This window comes from Diaphorobacter oryzae DSM 22780, from assembly GCF_059568935.1.
Map to the genome: position 1 here is coordinate 232241 of NZ_JCANUL010000005.1, position 16316 is coordinate 248556.

General features: G+C 68.6%; 13 protein-coding genes. 4 read left to right on the forward strand and 9 right to left on the reverse strand.

Annotation, left to right across the window (positions count from 1 at the left end):
* Window positions 1-35 precede the first annotated feature (35 nt).
* From BP68_RS10755 to mnmG, 8 genes are all read right to left on the reverse strand, one after another.
* Window positions 36-803, reverse strand: a complete 768-nt coding sequence (locus BP68_RS10755) for a class I SAM-dependent methyltransferase (RefSeq protein ID WP_496371509.1) — start codon at window positions 801-803, stop codon at window positions 36-38.
* Window positions 804-826: 23 nt separating this feature from the next.
* Window positions 827-1756 carry a ParB/RepB/Spo0J family partition protein gene (locus BP68_RS10760; protein WP_496371511.1) on the reverse strand — a complete coding sequence of 310 codons (930 nt, stop codon included), beginning with the start codon at window positions 1754-1756 and terminating at the stop codon, window positions 827-829.
* A 9-nt stretch (window positions 1757-1765) separates the two neighbouring features.
* Window positions 1766-2308 (reverse strand): RBBP9/YdeN family alpha/beta hydrolase, encoded by a 543-nt coding sequence (locus BP68_RS10765; RefSeq protein WP_496371513.1) that lies wholly within the window; start codon window positions 2306-2308, stop codon window positions 1766-1768.
* Between the two features lie 168 nt (window positions 2309-2476).
* Window positions 2477-7066, reverse strand: a complete 4590-nt coding sequence (locus BP68_RS10770) for an IPTL-CTERM sorting domain-containing protein (protein ID WP_496371515.1) — start codon at window positions 7064-7066, stop codon at window positions 2477-2479.
* A 224-nt stretch (window positions 7067-7290) separates the two neighbouring features.
* Complete coding sequence (locus tag BP68_RS10775; RefSeq protein WP_496371517.1) at window positions 7291-8061, reverse strand: ParA family protein; 771 nt, start codon at window positions 8059-8061, stop codon at window positions 7291-7293.
* Window positions 8062-8070: 9 nt separating this feature from the next.
* Window positions 8071-8685 (reverse strand): LysE family translocator, encoded by a 615-nt coding sequence (locus tag BP68_RS10780; protein ID WP_496371519.1) that lies wholly within the window; start codon window positions 8683-8685, stop codon window positions 8071-8073.
* A 33-nt stretch (window positions 8686-8718) separates the two neighbouring features.
* Entirely contained in the window at window positions 8719-9396 is a 678-nt protein-coding gene (rsmG, locus tag BP68_RS10785; protein WP_496371521.1) for a 16S rRNA (guanine(527)-N(7))-methyltransferase RsmG, read from the reverse strand.
* Complete coding sequence (gene mnmG, locus BP68_RS10790; RefSeq protein WP_496371523.1) at window positions 9393-11378, reverse strand: tRNA uridine-5-carboxymethylaminomethyl(34) synthesis enzyme MnmG; 1986 nt, start codon at window positions 11376-11378, stop codon at window positions 9393-9395. The genes rsmG and mnmG overlap by 4 nt, the downstream gene beginning before the upstream one ends.
* 204 nt (window positions 11379-11582) lie before the next feature.
* Here mnmG and BP68_RS10795 point away from each other — a divergent pair, with 204 nt between their 5' ends.
* From BP68_RS10795 to BP68_RS10810, 4 genes are all read left to right on the forward strand, one after another.
* On the forward strand, window positions 11583-12167 hold the full coding sequence (locus BP68_RS10795; protein ID WP_496371525.1) for an NADPH-dependent FMN reductase: 585 nt from the start codon (window positions 11583-11585) through the stop codon (window positions 12165-12167).
* 67 nt (window positions 12168-12234) lie between these two features.
* Window positions 12235-12492, forward strand: coding sequence for a YkgJ family cysteine cluster protein (locus BP68_RS10800; RefSeq protein WP_496371527.1), 258 nt, complete (start codon window positions 12235-12237; stop codon window positions 12490-12492).
* Window positions 12493-12678: 186 nt separating this feature from the next.
* On the forward strand, window positions 12679-13287 hold the full coding sequence (gstA, locus tag BP68_RS10805) for a glutathione transferase GstA (RefSeq protein WP_496371529.1): 609 nt from the start codon (window positions 12679-12681) through the stop codon (window positions 13285-13287).
* An 84-nt stretch (window positions 13288-13371) separates the two neighbouring features.
* Entirely contained in the window at window positions 13372-14493 is a 1122-nt protein-coding gene (locus tag BP68_RS10810) for an alkene reductase (RefSeq protein ID WP_496371531.1), read from the forward strand.
* Between the two features lie 168 nt (window positions 14494-14661).
* Here BP68_RS10810 and BP68_RS10815 read toward each other — a convergent pair whose 3' ends face one another.
* Window positions 14662-16311 (reverse strand): methyl-accepting chemotaxis protein, encoded by a 1650-nt coding sequence (locus tag BP68_RS10815; protein WP_496371533.1) that lies wholly within the window; start codon window positions 16309-16311, stop codon window positions 14662-14664.
* Window positions 16312-16316: the final 5 nt, after the last annotated feature.

Below are 16316 nucleotides of genomic sequence, written 5' to 3' on the forward strand. Positions count from 1 at the left end.
TCATAGCGGTCTGGCTCCGTTTGCAACGCTTGCTTTCAAGTTGTTTCCAATTCCCCCCCTGGGGCCCCTTCCAGCGCGGGCCCCAGGGGCAGGCGGTACACCCAGGCCGCATGCCCGGCGAAGGAGTGCAGCCGGCCGCTGGCGCGCACGCCGGGCACCTCGAACGCCAGGCTGACCAGCCAGCTGCCCGGCGCCATCTCGGCGCGGGCCTTGGCGGCCACGCGGGCCATGCTTTCGGGGCGCTGGAACACGTAGACCATGGCGTAGCCGCTCCAGTCGGCGGCCCAGATGTCGCCGCGGCGCACCCGCGCCCAGGGACAGCGCAGGCGGCACAGCGGGGCCAGCACGGCGCTCCATTCCAGCCCCTGCAGCCGCGCCTGCGGATAGGCCGCGCGCAAGGCCTTCAGCCCGTCCCCCAGGCCGCAGCCCGCATCCAGCACGGCCGCACCCGCGGGCAGCGGCGCCAGGGCCTGCAGCCCGCGCAGCGCGCCCGGCGGCGTGGGAAACAGCGGCGCGTCGCGCCAGGCGTTGAGCGGATACACCAGCAGCAAGAGGGCCAGCGGCAGCAGCCAGGCCCAGGCCGGCAGCGCGACCACGCCCGTCAGTGCGGCGGACAGCGGAAAGCCCAGCGCGATCAGCCCGCGGCGCCACCAGCCCTGCGCCAGCAGGCTGCCCGCCGTGCCCACGGCGCAGGCCAGGGCCAGGGCCGCCAGCGGCGGCGCCACCGGGCGCAGGCCGGTGAACGCCAGCCATGCGGCGCCCCACACCAGCAATGCGGGCAGCGGCCAGGGCAGGCGCGACATAGTCGGCAGCGGACCGGAGCGCCCTAGCTGCCGCGCAGGCGCTCGATGAGGCCGTTGAGCGCCTCCAGCGAGCCGAACTGGATGGCCAGCTCGCCCATCTCCTCGGTGCGGCTGCCGCGCTTGACGCGCTTTTTCACGCGCACCTCGACCTCGGCCATGAGCAGGTCGGACAGCTCTTCCTCCACGCGCTTGAGGTCGCGCGACTTGTCCTTCTGGGGCTTTTGCGGCGTCAGGCTGAACTCTGCGCCCAGCTTCTTCACCAGGCTCTCGGCCTCGCGCACCGACAGCTTCTTGGCCGCGATCTGGTTGCCCGCCGTGATCTGCGCCGCACGGTCCAGCGCCAGCAGCGCCCGCGCATGGCCCATGTCGATGTCGCCGGCCATGAGCATGGTCTGCACCGGATCGGCCAGGTTCAAGAGGCGCAGCAGGTTGCTGGCCGCGCTGCGCGAGCGGCCCACGGCCTGGGCCGCCTGCTCGTGCGTCAGGCCGAATTCCTTGACCAGCCGCTGCAGGCCCTGGGCCTCTTCGAGCGGGTTCAGGTCCTCGCGCTGGATGTTCTCGATGAGCGCCATGGCGGCGGCAGCCTCGTTGGGCACGTCGCGCACCAGCACCGGCACCTGCTCCAGGCCCGCCAGGCGCGAGGCGCGAAAGCGCCGCTCGCCGGCGATGATTTCGTACTTGCCGGCATGCTCGCCCTCCTGCAGGCGGCGCACCAGGATCGGCTGCATGATGCCCTGGGCCTTGATGCTCTCGGCCAGCTCGTACAGCGCGCCCTCGTCCATGCGCGTGCGCGGCTGGTACACGCCGGGCACCAGCTGGTCCAGCGCCAGCGTGCTCACGGGGCTGTCGGCCGCACCGTCGGCCGTGGCCGCGGCCGGCGCCTTGTCAGCCACCTTGGGGCCCAGCAATGCTTCCAGGCCGCGTCCCAGGCCCTTGGGTTTCTTGGTGACCATGTGTGTCTTTCAGTCCTTGTCTGCCAGGGATTGGAGCAGCGCCCGCCCCTCGGGCCATGCGCCCAGTTCCGATTCGGCGTTGATGTGCCCGCGCTCGCCATAGTCGATGAAGCGCGCGCCCCAGTCCCCCGCCAGCGCCTGCGCGCGCGCCAGGCTGCAATAGGGGTCGTTGCGGCTGCCCAGCAGCACGGCCGGAAACGGCAGCGGCTGCCGCGCGATGGGCGCCCAGCCGGTGATCTGCGCCGCCAGGTCGGGCCGTTCCACATCGCCCGGCGCCACCAGCAGCGCACCCCGCACCTTGTGCGCATGGCGCGTGTGCGCGGCCCACCAAGCGGTGAGGATGCAGCCCAGGCTGTGCGCCGCCAGCAGCACGGGGCCGGGCGCGTCGGCCACCACCTCCTCCAGCCGCGCCGACCAGTCGCCACGCAGCGGGCGCAGCCAGTCGTGCTGCTGCACGCGCAGATCCCCGTGCAGGCGTTCCCACTCGGTTTGCCAGTGGCCGGGGCCGGAGTTCTGCCAGCCGGGCAGGAGCAGCACGGTGGAAAGATTCATTGCTATGATTTTAGTAGCTATTTGCGCTTGATGGACGGGCGGTAGCGGCCCATTTGACCCTTATCCCCCCGTATTTTGCCCCAAGCCTCCTGCCCCAAAGCACATCGCCGCCGTGCACCCTGGCGGGGCGCACGGCGGCGATGCTCTCAGGCTGGCGCGTAGCGGCGCTTAGCGACGGCCGGCTTGCAGCGGCATGCGGCGCAGGGCGAACGCCGCCAGCAGCAGGGACATGAGGATCAGGCCCCACTCAGAGAGAGTGGGGATGGCGGCCGGGCTGGTCGGATTATTGCGGCGCTCTCCGAAGTTCCAGTTCAGGCCATCCTGCCCGCTGCCGGGAACCACCTGGAACCGGTCATTGGCGCCGCCACCGTTGTCGGTGAACACCGTACCCGCGGTGTCCTTGCCGTCGGCCCAGACGCTGGGCTGCGTTTCCACCACCGTGTAGGTCGCCCCCGGCTCCAGGCCTGTGAACCGGTAGAAGCCGCTGCCATCGGTCGTGGCCGTGCGCACGTCGCCGTTGCTGCCCGTCAGCGTGATCGTCACGCCGCTGATGGGCGCTTCAGCGGCATCCTTCACGCCGTCGTTGTTGGCGTCGTGGTAGACGTAGCCCGAAATGCTGGCCGTGGTCTGCCCGGGCGGCAACTGCTTGAGCTCGCCGAAGTTGTACTGCGTGCCATGCGTATCGGCAGGCAGTGCGATGGTGCTGATCACGTCGTTGCCGGCGGTACCGCTGCCCGGGGCCGGACCGAACACACCCACGGTGTCCTTGCCATCCATCCAGGTGTTGGGGTGGGTCTCGGTCACCGTGTAGTTGCCGGGTGCCAGGTCGTCGAACTTGTACGCCCCTCCGACCGTCGTCGTCGTCAACGAAACAGGGTTGTTGTAGGCGTCCGTGCCGGTCAGCGTGATCGTCACGCCGCTGATCGGCGCCTCGCCGGCATTCCACACACCGTTGTCGTTGACATCGTGATAGACGTTGCCGGCAATGCTGGACACCACCACGTTCACGGGCACGTCGTCTTCCACCACCGGAGGCGGCTCGCTGTCGAACTCCAGGTCGGTATCCAGGTGCAGCGCCGCCTTGTTCGTCAGCGTGGTCGCACCGCCACCGGTGACGCGCACCGGCACCGTGATGGTCACCGCGGCGCCCGGCTTCACGCCCGTGCCGAGCGTGCAGACGAAGGCCGTGTCACCGGCCTTGCTGGCGGCACCGACGGCCGGAGGGACTGCGGGTGCCGTGGGAGGCGCATTGCAGGCGAAGGCGCCGCCCGTCAGGTCGGCCGCACCCGCGGTCAGCGAGGGAGCGCCTGTCAGCTCCATGTTGGCCGGCAGCATGTCGCGCACCTGGGGCGCATGGGCAGGTTCTGCCGTGAGCTTGTTGGTCACGGTGATCGTGTAGGTGAACGGCTCGCGCAGCGACACGGCAGGCTGGCTCACCTGCTTGTCCAGGGCCACGTCCGGCACGGAGCGCACGGTGGTGCGGTGCTGGATGGCGTCGTTGTTCCACACGGCATCGGCAAAGTTCTGGGCCTTGCGGTCGATGTGTTCCTGCGAACGCACGATGGCATGGTTCATGTACACGCCTCGCTCTTCGGCATGCAGGGTATAGACCAGCATGCGTTTGCCGCTGCTGGACAGGGTGCCCATGTTGCAGATGATGTCGGCCTCGGTGGCGATGCGCGCATCCCACTGACCGTTGACGTAGTTGGGGTTGGTGGACGTATCGCCCGTCACGTTCATGGGCCACAGCCAGTTGAGCTTGTTAGGCTGGGTCTTGTCCTCGCCGCCCGTGGCATACGCGCCAGCCGTGGGCTGCTTGGAGCAGCTCATGCCCAGCGTCGCCTGCTCCGGAGCCAGAATCTCGGCGCCGCGAGCACCGCCCGCCGTCACATGGAAGAAGCGGACGTTGCCCACCCAAGTGAAGCCCTTGATCGGCAGATAGTCGTAGATGCTGGCATTGGTTGCCACCGAGGGACCGTTGTTGATGATGGTCACCTCGTAGTCGACGTTGGTACCCACCATGACCGGGTCGGTGGTGTCGCGCTTGGCGACCTGCAGGTCGATATCCGCCTCGCCAGCCGAAGCCGACGCCTGGGCGTGGTTGTTGGCGTAGTTCGTTTCCTCGGTCGTGCCGGCCTTGGGCGTGGTCGTACCCGCGTCGACGTTCACATACACGTCGTTCGTCAGCGTCTTGCCCTGCCACTCATGGTTGGGGCGAATGCGCACGATGAAGGAACGGTCGCCGGAGCTGGGGAAGCTGCTCCACTGACAGGTCAGCGTCTTGGCGGCGCTGGTGGTGGTGGCATTGGCGGCCACGCCCGTGCAGGTGGGCAGACTGGAGCCCTGGATGCCCAGATAGGTCACGTTTTCCGGCAGTACGTCGGTGACGACGACATTGTTGGCGCCGGAGGTCGCACCGTCATTGGTCACGGTGATCGTGTACTGCAGTTCGGTGCCGGTCTTGCCCGGCGTGGAGCCCGGGGGCGAGCCGTCCCAGCCGTTGGAAACCGCCTTGGCGATGGTGAAGTCGGTTCTGGCCTTGACTTGCGACGTAACGGTTGCCGTGTTGTTGGAGAAGTTCGGTTCCTGCGTGTCGGACGAGATCGCCGCCGTATTGTCACGGCGACGGTCATTGCCATTGCTGGTGCTGCCCAGCGGGCGAATGCGGAAGGCGACCTTGGCCGTGCTACCAGCCGCGAAACTGGCGGTCGTGCAAGACAGGTTGACGGTTGCCGCATTCACCGTGCCGTTGACGGCCAGGGGCGCGGCGCCATTGCTGCAGGTCCAGCCCGCGGGGATGGCGGTGATCTCGAAACTGGCGGCGGGCGAGCCGATGCCGGTGGCCAGATTGTTCAGCGTGTCCGTCACACTGGCATTGGCCGCCGGGTTGGTACCCAGATTGGACGCCGTGATTTCATACGCGAGCCACTCGCCCGCCTTGATGTCGGCGGCGGGGGTGATGACCGCCTTGGCGGCTGCCAGGTCGGTACCAGGGCCAGGCGGATTGCCAGTGACCTCGCCGGCGCTGGCGCACACCTGGCTATTCGGGGTACCCACCAGCGGGTGGGTGAAGGCGGCACGGCATACCTGGTTGACCAAGGACGTACCCGTGTTGTCGTTGACCGTCGCGGTGACCGTGAACTCCAAGCTGGTGTCGCGGGGCAGGGGATCGGCCTGTGTGTAGCTCTTTTTGCAACCCGATGCCGTGCAAGCCCAGCCCGTGCCGGCCGCTCCCGCCGGAGGGGCGATACCCGTGATGGTCAGCCCTGCAGGCGCACTTTCGGTGAACTCCAGATCGCCCCAGTAACCGATGTTGCTGCTGCTGGGGTTGGTAAGGGTGACCCGGTACTGGATGGTCGCCCCCTGGGTGAATTTGTTGTAGGGCGAGACGGGACCGCTCTTGCCAATGGTCACGTTCACCGTGGGCGTGGCGAACTGCACGGGCACAGTCGCGTCATTGTTGGCCGTGTTGGCCTCGTTCGAGTCACTGGTGACGCTGCCCGTGATGTTGTATGTGCCCGCCGGCCCCGTGACGGGGAAGGACACCGAGCCCATCGCCTGGTCCGCGCCGGGCACGCCCGTGCCGGTCCAGGTCAGGCAGGTCAGCGTCGTGCTGCCGCTCCAGGAACAGCCGCTCCAGCCGCTCGCCGTGGGCGGTGCCGCCGTGTTCACGGTGAGCGTGGACGGAATGGTGATGGTGAAACGGGGGTTGCTGGGCACGTCGCCGGTATAGGTCGGCGTCACGGTGATCGTGGACGGATTGCCCGCCAGGATGGTGCCCGTGCTCGCGCCAAGCTTCAGTGCCAGATCGGTACCCGGCGTCACGTTGACGGACGAGTTGTCGTCGTTGTTGTCGGCCTTGTTGTCAGGCAGAGCCGAGGTGACGCTGGCCACGACCACCAGCGAGGAGCCGCCCCCACCCGTGGCCTGCGCCTGCAAGCCATTGAAAGGATACGTGGCGCCCTTGGCGAATGCACCGGGCACGGTGCATTCCACATTGGGGGCCGCCATCACGCAGCCGGCGGGCAATGTCGACGCGACCCAGCGCATGCCAGCGCTTGGCGGCACCAGCGTGACCTTGGCATTGGTGGTATCTAGCGGCCCGTTGTTCGTCACCAGAATGTCGTGCGTCCAGAGACCGCCTGTGACGAGGCTTCCGCCGTCTGCGGGAGTGCTCGTCAGCGCCACGCCCAGGTCGGTACCCGCAGCGATGGTGGTGTTCACCGTCTCCGATTCGTTGCCCGACACACGGTCATCGGCACTGGCGACCGTGGCATTCGGGTTGATGGCCACGCCGCTGACGTAGTTGGAGGCCAGGGCTGCACCGTGGATGTAGAGGTCGAACTCCACCTTCAGGCTGCTGACGCCATAGGGGATATCGTTCAGAGTGCACTGGACTGTGCCCGGCGTTCCCTCCGAACAGGAACCGCCGCCGTTGGTGAAACGCGCGAGACCTGCAAAGCTGGCATTCGCCGTGTCATAGGTATATGTCAGCGTCACCCCGGTGGCTGTGTCTTTCCAGGTGGGGTGGGTGTTGTCCAAGTTGACCGTATAGGTCGCGGTGGAAGTCACCTCGGCGTTGGAAGGCCCCGTGTGCTGCAGCACCAGGTCATGCGCCGCCCAGGCGCTGCCTGCAAAGCACAGAAGTGGCGCGGCCAGTGCGGCCGCCCAGCGGTTGGAACGGACGGCGCGCCGCGGCGGAGGGATGGCTCCCACGATCCCCAGGGAGGTCGGGGAGCTGAAAAGACGAGTTGGCATGGCAAGGCTTTCCGAAGATTGCCGAGGCCCAGCCATTGCAACGGTGCGGAGGGCCCCTGCGAAAAAGTGCAACTGCAGTAACCGCAGATTGCGTCGCGCCCGAGTCTAGGCGGCCCCGGCCGCCCAGTGCCCATTGCCCCCGTGTGACCCCCCGGAAAATGACAATTGTTTGCGATACGAGAGCCTTGCCTCTCTCGTATGTGCTTAATTTACATGTACTAAATTCACATGCGCTTGATGCGCTCGACCATTTCCCGGGCGAACTCCACGAACGCCTGGCTGCCCTTGGCCGACGGGTCGAACACCACGCCGGGCAGGCCGTAGCTAGGCGCCTCGGCCAGGCGCACGTTGCGCGGGATCACGGTGTCGAACACCTTGTCACCGAAATGGTCCTTGAGCTGCTCGCTCACCTGGCTTTGCAGGGTGATGCGCGGGTCGAACATCACGCGCAGCAGGCCGATGATCTGCAGGTCCTTGTTCAGGTTGGCATGCACCTGCTTGATGGTGTTGACAAGGTCCGTGAGGCCTTCGAGCGCGAAGTACTCGCACTGCATGGGCACGATGACGCCATGTGCGCCGCACAGGCCGTTGAGCGTGAGCATGGACAGGCTGGGCGGGCAGTCGATGAGGACGAAGTCGTAGTCCTTGTCCACCTCGGCCAGCGCGGCCTTCAGGCGGCGCTCGCGGTGCTCCAGGGGCACCAGTTCCACCTCGGCGCCGGCCAGTTCGCGGTTGGCCCCCAGCACATGGTAGCCGCAGGGTTCGGACAGCACGGCGGCTTCCTTGACCGAACTGGATTCCAGCAGCACGTCGTACACGCTGAGTTCCAGTGCGCGCTTGTCCACGCCCGAACCCATGGTGGCATTGCCCTGCGGGTCCAGGTCGACGAGCAGCACGCGCTGGCCGATCTTGGCCAGGCCCGCGGCGAGATTGACGGAAGTGGTGGTCTTGCCCACGCCACCCTTTTGGTTGGCGATGCAGAAAATCTTGGCCATGCGCTGGTATTACTTGGAGATGGCCAGCTTGACGCCGAAGCCGATGAGAAAGACGCCCGCCGTTTTTTCCAGCATGCGCACCACCGTGGGGCTGGAGCGCATGCGCTCAGCCATAAAATGCGTGAGCAGCACCACGGCCAGGCTGTACAGGAGCGTGAGTGCCGCGATGGTGGCCGCCATGGCCGCGAAGGTGACCAGGCCACGGTGCGTGGCGGGGTTCACGAACAGCGGGAAGAAGGCCATGTAGAACACGATGGCCTTGGGATTCAGCAGGGTGATGATGGCCCCCTGGCGGAAGTACTGGCGCGGCGCGATGTGCAGCACCGGCGCATCGCCCGGCTTGGCGGTGAGCATCTTGTAGCCCATCCAGCCCAGGTAGACGGCGCCCAGCCATTGCACGGCATGGAAGGCCGCGGGGTAGGCCGCCAGCAGGCCGGCAACGCCCGCCACCGCCATCCACATGAGCACCTGGTCACCGGCGATCACGCCCAGCCCCGCCGCCATGCCGCCGCGAATGCCGCCCTTGCCCGTGGAGGTGATGAGCGCCAGATTGCCCGGCCCGGGAATGGCCAGGAACAACACGATGGCGGCGACGAACGCGCCGTAGTCAGCAATGCCGAACATGGGGAGCCTGCTAGCGAAGGGGGAGGCCCGAGTTTACGCCACGGGCCGCATCCAGACGATGCAGCGTTCCGCGTCCAGCCCGGGCACGGTCAGCTGTTCCACGTGAAACACCTGCACGTCTGCGGGCAGCGCCGCCATCTCGTCCTGCGGGTGCTTGCCCTTCATGGCCAGCCAAGTGGCGTGCGGCGCCAGCGCCTGGCGCGACCAGGTGGTGAAGTCCAGCAGCGAGGCAAAGGCGCGGCAGCTCACCACGTCGAACGGCCCCGTGAGCTGCTCCACCCGCGCGTGAATGCCATGCAGGTTGGGCAACCCCAGGGCCGCGGCGGCCTGCTGGATGAACGCGGCCTTCTTGGCCACGGTGTCCACGCAGCTCACATCCACCCCGGGGCAGCAGATGGCGAACACCACACCCGGCAATCCGCCGCCCGAACCCACGTCCAGCAGACGCACCGGCTGCGCCAGCGCCCCGCCCTGCTCCGCGATGTGGCGGCGCAGCGGTGCCACCGCCGCCAGGCTGTCGAGCAGGTGGTGCGTCAGCATCTCCTGCGGGTCGCGCACGGCCGTGAGGTTGTAGACCTTGTTCCACTTCTGCAGCAGCGCCATGAAGTCCAGCAGCCGGGTGAGCTGCGCCTCGCCCAGGTCCAGGCCCAAGGCCTGCACGCCGCTGCGCAGCGCCTCGTCCAGCGAGGTGGTGGGCAGGGGCGCGCTCATGCCGGCACCTTGGCGGCGTCGGCCGGCTGGGCGGCGAAGCCCTTGAAGCCGCCCTTCTTCAGGTGCACCATCAGCAGCGAGATCGCAGCCGGCGTCACGCCCGAGATGCGCGAGGCCTGGCCCAGGGTCTCGGGCCGGTGCCGCTGCAGCGTCTGGCGCACCTCGATCGACAGGGCCGCCACCTGCATGTAGTCCAGCTCCTCGGGCAGGCGCAGCTTCTCGAAATGCGCGGCGCGCTGCACCTCGTCTTTCTGGCGGTCGATGTAGCCGGAATACTTGGCGGCAATCTCCACCTGCTCGATCACGGACGCGCTCAGCTCCCCCAGCGTTTCCGGCGCCACGTCGCCGCTGGCGTACTTGCCGCCGTCCAGCGTCATGAGCGACGCGTAGCCCACATCCGGGCGGCGCAGCAGGTCGAACAGGTTGTACTCGTGGTCGATGGCCTTGCCCAGCACGCGCTCGGCCTCGGTGGCGGCCAGGATGCGCGGGTTCACCCAGGTGCTCTTGAGGCGCTCTGTTTCACGTGAAACCGCATCGCGCTTGCGGCTGAAGGCGTTCCAACGGGTGTCGTCGATCAGGCCCATGCGGCGCCCCACCTCGGTCAGACGCATGTCGGCGTTGTCCTCGCGCAGCTGCAGGCGGAACTCGGCGCGGCTGGTGAACATGCGGTAGGGCTCGGTCACGCCCTTGGTCACCAGGTCGTCCACCAGCACGCCCAGGTAGGCCTCGTCGCGCGCGGGCAGCCAGGCGGCCTCGCCCTTGCACTGCAGGGCCGCATTCAGGCCGGCAAACAGGCCCTGGGCCGCGGCTTCCTCGTAGCCCGTGGTGCCGTTGATCTGGCCCGCGAAGAACAGGCCCTGGATCTGCCGCGTCTCGAAGCTGCTCTTGAGCGAGCGCGGGTCGAAGTAGTCGTACTCGATGGCATAGCCCGGGCGCAGGATATGCGCGTTCTCCAGGCCCGGCATGCTGCGCACCAGGTCGTACTGAATGTCGAACGGCAGGCTGGTGCTGATGCCGTTGGGGTAGAACTCGTGGGTCGTCAGGCCCTCGGGCTCCAGGAAGATCTGGTGGCTTTCCTTGTCGGCAAAGCGGTTGATCTTGTCCTCCACGCTGGGGCAGTAGCGCGGGCCCACGCCCTCGATCTTGCCGGTGAACATGGGGCTGCGGTCGAAGCCGCTGCGGATGATCTCGTGCGTGCGCGCGTTCGTGTGGGTGATCCAGCACGGCACCTGGCGCGGGTGCATGGCGGCCCCGCCCTGCGCGTGCGCCATGAAGCTGAACACGGGCACCGCGCCCTCGTTCACGCCGCCGGGCATGCCGTCGCCGGGCTGCTCCTCGCATTGCGAGAAGTCGATGCTGCGCCCGTCGATGCGCGGCGGCGTGCCGGTCTTCAGGCGCCCCTGCGGCAGCTTCAGCTCCTTGAGCCGGGCCGACAACGACACGGCCGGCGGGTCGCCCGCGCGGCCGGCGGCGTAGTTGTTCAGGCCCACATGGATCTTGCCGTCCAGGAAGGTGCCGGCCGTCAGCACCACGGTGCGCGACCGGAAACGGATGCCCACCTGCGTGACGGCGCCCACCACGCGGTCGCCCTCCACCATCAGGTCGTCCACCGCCTGCTGAAACAGCCACAGGTTGGGCTGGTTCTCCAGCATGCGGCGGATGGCCGCCTTGTAGAGAATGCGGTCGGCCTGGGCGCGCGTGGCGCGCACGGCCGGGCCCTTGCTGCTGTTGAGAATGCGGAACTGGATGCCGCTCTCGTCCGTGGCCAGGGCCATGGCGCCGCCCAGCGCGTCCACCTCTTTCACCAGATGCCCCTTGCCGATGCCGCCAATGCTGGGGTTGCAGCTCATCTGGCCCAGGGTCTCGATGTTGTGCGTGAGCAGCAAGGTTTTGCAGCCCATGCGCGCGGCGGCAAGGGCGGCCTCGGTGCCGGCATGGCCGCCGCCGACGACGATGACATCGAATTCCTGGGGGTACAACATGGTGGGGTGCTCCGGGCCCGCCGGCCCTATCAATCAACAAGATCCAGCATCACGGCGCCGGCACCGCCCCGCCCTTCGCGCCCGGCTTGCGGGCCCGCGGGGAACCCATGATTTTCCCATCTTTGCCAGAACGGTGCGCCACAGGGATGTTTCACGTGGAACGATGCAGGAAAACACCCCGCCCCCTGTGCTCCAATCGCGGCCATGAAACTTCTCGTCTTCGCGGGCAGCACCCGCCCACAATCCTTCAACCGCCGCCTGGCCCGCGTGGCCGCAGAACTGGCCCGCGAGGCCGGCGCCGAAGTCACCCTGCTGGAGCTGGCCGATTTCGACATCCCCATGTACAACGCCGAGCTGGAGGCCGCGGGCACGCCGCCCGACGTGCTGCGCCTGAAGGAGGCCATGGACGCGCACCCCGCCTGGGTGATCTGCTCGCCCGAATACAACGGCAGCTACACCGGCCTGCTCAAGAACACCATCGACTGGGCCTCCAGCCCCGTGGCGAGCCACCCGGTGTGGGGTGACGGCTCGCGCCCCTTTGCCGGCAAGGTGGTGGGCATGCTCAGCGCCTCCAACGGCGCCCTGGGCGGCCTGCGCTCGCAAAGCCATCTGGCGCCGCTGCTCATCAACCTGGAATGCTGGCTGGCGCCGCGCGCCTTCGCGCTGTCGCGCGCCGCCAGCGCCTTCGATGCCGAGGGCCGGTTGCTGGACACGGAGCAGCGCGAACGCGTGCGCGGCGTGGTGGACCAGGTGTTGTGGGCCGCCCAGCGCCTGCATGCTGCGGCTTGACAATACACAGCCAAAACCGGCTTCAGCGCTTATGCAGCAAGCGCTATAAGCTATATATTTAATAGCAATGGAGTGCCGCCCCGGCTGCGGCGCCTGTTGCACGGCGCCCTCCATCAGCTCCCCCATTCCCGGCATGCCGCACGGCAAGCCGCCGGGCGTGCGCTGCGTACAGTTGGGCGACGACGAGCGCTGCCGCATCTTCGGCCACCCCCAGCGCCCCGCGGTGTGCGCCTCGCTGCAGCCCAGCGCGGACATGTGCGGCACCAGCCGCGCGCAGGCCCTGCACTGGCTGGACCGGATGGAGCGCGCCACGGCGCCCTCCTGACGGCGCATGAACGGCCCGGCGGCCTCCGCCGCGGGCCCCCATCCCCCAAAAACCCTTGGACAGCGCAGGCCAACGCCCGCGCCTAGCATGGTGGACGCACCCTGCGCCCGCCAGCCGCGGCGGGGCGCGCAGAGCGCATCCGCCGATTTCCGGCCCCTCTCCCATCCTCCGAAAGGACGACTTGGCATGAAGCTCTACTACTCCCCCGGCGCCTGTTCCCTGTCCCCGCACATCGTGCTGCACGAGGCCGGCCTGGCCTACACCCCCGTGCTGGCCAGCACCAAGAGCCACAAGCTGCAGGACGGCACCGACTACTACGGCATCAACCCCCTGGGCTACGTGCCGCTGCTGGAGCTGGACGACGGCACGCGCCTGCGCGAAGGCCCGGCCATCGTGCAGTACCTGGCCGACCAGGCGCCGCACAAGAACCTGGCCCCGGCCAACGGCACCATGGCGCGCTACCGCCTGCAGGAATGGCTGACCTTCATCGGCACCGAGGTGCACAAGAACTTCGGCCCCCTGTTCGCGCCCGCCACGCCCGAGGACTACAAGCCCCAGCTGCACGCCCGCCTGATGGAGCGCCTGCAGTGGGTGGATGGCGAGCTGGCGGACAAGCCCTACCTGCTGGGCGAGCATTTCAGCGTGGCCGACGCCTACCTGTTCACCGTGACCAACTGGGCACCCTTCGTGGGCCTGGACATCTCGGGCCTGAAGCACCTGGCCGCCTACCGCGAGCGCATTGCCGCCCGCCCCGCCGTGCAGGCCGCCATGCGGGCCGAGGGCCTGCTCAAGTAACGGGCTCCCCGCCCCTGCGCCCCATGTTTCATGTGAAACAGCGGGGGCGCAGGCCCGGCCCCGCCACCCCATTTCCACATTCGCATGACCACCTTGTTCGACCCCATTCAGGCCGGTGACCTGCGCCTGGCCAACCGCATCGCCATGGCGCCGCTCACGCGCAACCGCTCGCCCGGTGCCGTGCCCGGCGACATCACCGCCACCTACTACGCCCAGCGCGCCAGCGCCGGCCTGCTGATCACCGAGGGCACGGCCATCAGCCACCAGGGCCAAGGCTACTCCGACGTGCCCGGTCTGTACGCAGCGCAGCAGCTCGAAGGCTGGCGCCAGGTCACCCAGGCCGTGCACGCGCGCGGCGGCAAGATCGTCACGCAGCTGTGGCATGTGGGCCGCGTCTCGCACAGCGCGCTGCAGCCGGGCGGCGCCGCGCCGGTGGCGCCGTCGGCCATTGCGGCCCAGTCCAAGACCTATCTGGTGGACCCGGCCACGGATCAGGGCCAGTTCGTGCCCACCTCGGCGCCGCGCGCCCTGGCGGCCGAGGAGCTGCCCGGCATCGTCCGCGCCTACGCCGACGCCGCGCACCATGCCATGCTGGCGGGCTTCGACGGCGTGGAGATCCACGGCGCCAACGGCTACCTGCTGGACCAGTTCCTCAAGGACGGCGCCAACCAGCGCCAGGACGCCTACGGCGGCAGCATCGCCCACCGCGCGCGGCTGATGCTGGAGGTGACCCGCGCCGTGGCCGACGCCATCGGCGGCGGCCGTGTCGGCCTGCGCCTGTCGCCCGTCACGCCGGCCAACGACATCCACGACAGCGACCCCCAGCCTCTGTTCGAACACCTGGCGCGCGCGCTGGCGCCGCTCTCCCTGGCCTTCATCCACGTCATCGAGGGCGCCACCGGCGGCCCGCGCGAGGTCGAGGGCCGCCCCTTCGACTACGCCGCCTTCCAGGCCGCCTACCGCAACGCCGGCGGGCGCGGCGCCTGGATGGTCAACAACGGCTACGACCGCGACATGGCCCTGCAGGCCGTGGCCAGCGGCCGCGCCGACATGGTGGCCTTCGGCAAGGCCTACATCGCCAACCCCGACCTGGTGGAGCGCCTGCGCGACAACGCCCCGCTGAACGCCTGGGACAAGTCCAGCTTCTACGGCGGCGGCGCCAAGGGCTACACCGACTACCCCACGCTGGCCGACGCCACGGTGTAAGGCAAAACGGGCTGTAGCGCCCTCCCACAAAGCGCAAACAGCTATTATATTTATAGCATTTGCGCACCCATGGGCACCGCCGCTCGGCCGACCCAAAAAAAAGCGCACCCGAGGGTGCGCAAATAGGGTTCGGGTGGACGGCCCCGGGCCGCGGACGCTTCAGGAGCGTCAGGCGGCGCTCAGGCGGCGCGGCTGGGCCGGCTCGGCCAACAGGGCCGGTGCGGGTGCGCGGTGCAGCGCCGCGACCTGCTGGCCATCCGCCAGCTGGAACTGCTGCACCACCTGCGACAGACGCGCGGCCTGCTCGCGCAGCGACTCGGCGGCCGCGGCGGACTCCTCCACCAGCGCCGCGTTCTGCTGCGTCATGCGGTCGATCTCGCCCACCGAGGTGTTGACCGCACCAATGCCCGTGGCCTGCTCGGTGGCGGCGGAGTTGATCTCGCCGATGATGTCCGTCACGCGCTGCACGCTGGCCACGATCTCCTGCATGGCCTGGCCCGCGTCCTCCACGTGGCGCACGCCGCCGTCGACGGCCGTCACGCTGGAGCTGATCAGGCCCTTGATCTCGCTGGCCGCCGCGGCGCTGCGCTGCGCCAGGCTGCGCACCTCGCCGGCCACCACGGCAAAGCCGCGGCCCTGCTCACCGGCGCGCGCGGCCTCCACGGCAGCATTGAGCGCCAGGATGTTGGTCTGGAAGGCGATGGAGTCGATCAGGCCGATGATGTCGCCGATCTTGCGGCTGGAGGCCGATATCTCGTGCATGCTGGTCACCGCCTGCTGCACCACCTGGCCGCCGCGCGTGGCGATGCCCGAGGCCGAGGTGACGAGCTGGTTGGCTACCTGCGAGGACGACGCCGTCTGCTGCACCGTGGCCGTGAGCTGCGACAGCGCGGCCACGGCCTCCTGGGCGTTGCTGGCCGTCTGCTCGGTACGCGCCGACAGGTCCTGGTTGCCCGTGGCGATCTCCTGGCTGGCGGTGGCGATGTTGCCGCTGGCGTCGCGCACCTGCGCCACCAGGGCGCCCAGGCCGTTTTGCATGTCCAGCAGCGCACGCTGCAGGTCCGCCACCTCGTCGCGGCCATCCACGCGGATGCGCTGCGACAGGTTGCCGCCGGCAATCGACTGCGCCAGCGCACGCGCCGCCTCCAGCGGGCGGCAGATGGACACCATGTTCAGCAGCGTGAGCGGCACCACCACCACCACCGTGATCAGCACCGCCAGGGCGAACAGCCACTTGGTCTGGTCGGTGATGCCGTCGGCGCGGGCGATGGCGCTGTCCACCTCCTGGGCCAGGTGCTTGTCCAGCGCGGCCAGCTTCTCGGTGGCCACCGTGAACTGCTCCACGGCCCTGCCGCTCATGCGGTTGGCGATGGTGGCCGTGTCGTAGCCGCCCTGCTCCAGCTGGCGGGCCACATGGGCGAACTGCTGGCGGTAGGCCTCGAGGTGCTGGGCCACGCCCTGCACGTCGGCCAGCGCCCCGCCCTGCCAGACGCGGCCGAAGCCATCCGTCACGGCCTTGGCGCGGTCCAGGGCCGCCTGCCACTGGGCATGCGCGGCGCGCACCGACTCGGGCCGCTCGTAGTGGATGATCATGTCCTTCTCGTGCTGGCGGATCTCGCCCATCTCGCCGCGCAACTGCCCCAGCAGCTTCATGGCCGCATGCGGCTGGGCGATGAAATCCTGGCTCAGGCCATGGATGCGGAACATGCCCAGCATGCCCGCGCCGCCCAGCAGGCCGAGCAGGCCCAACACCACCGCGATGGCGCCGATCATGCGCACGCGGATCGTGAAGACCCGCATGAGTGCGTAAATATTCATCACTG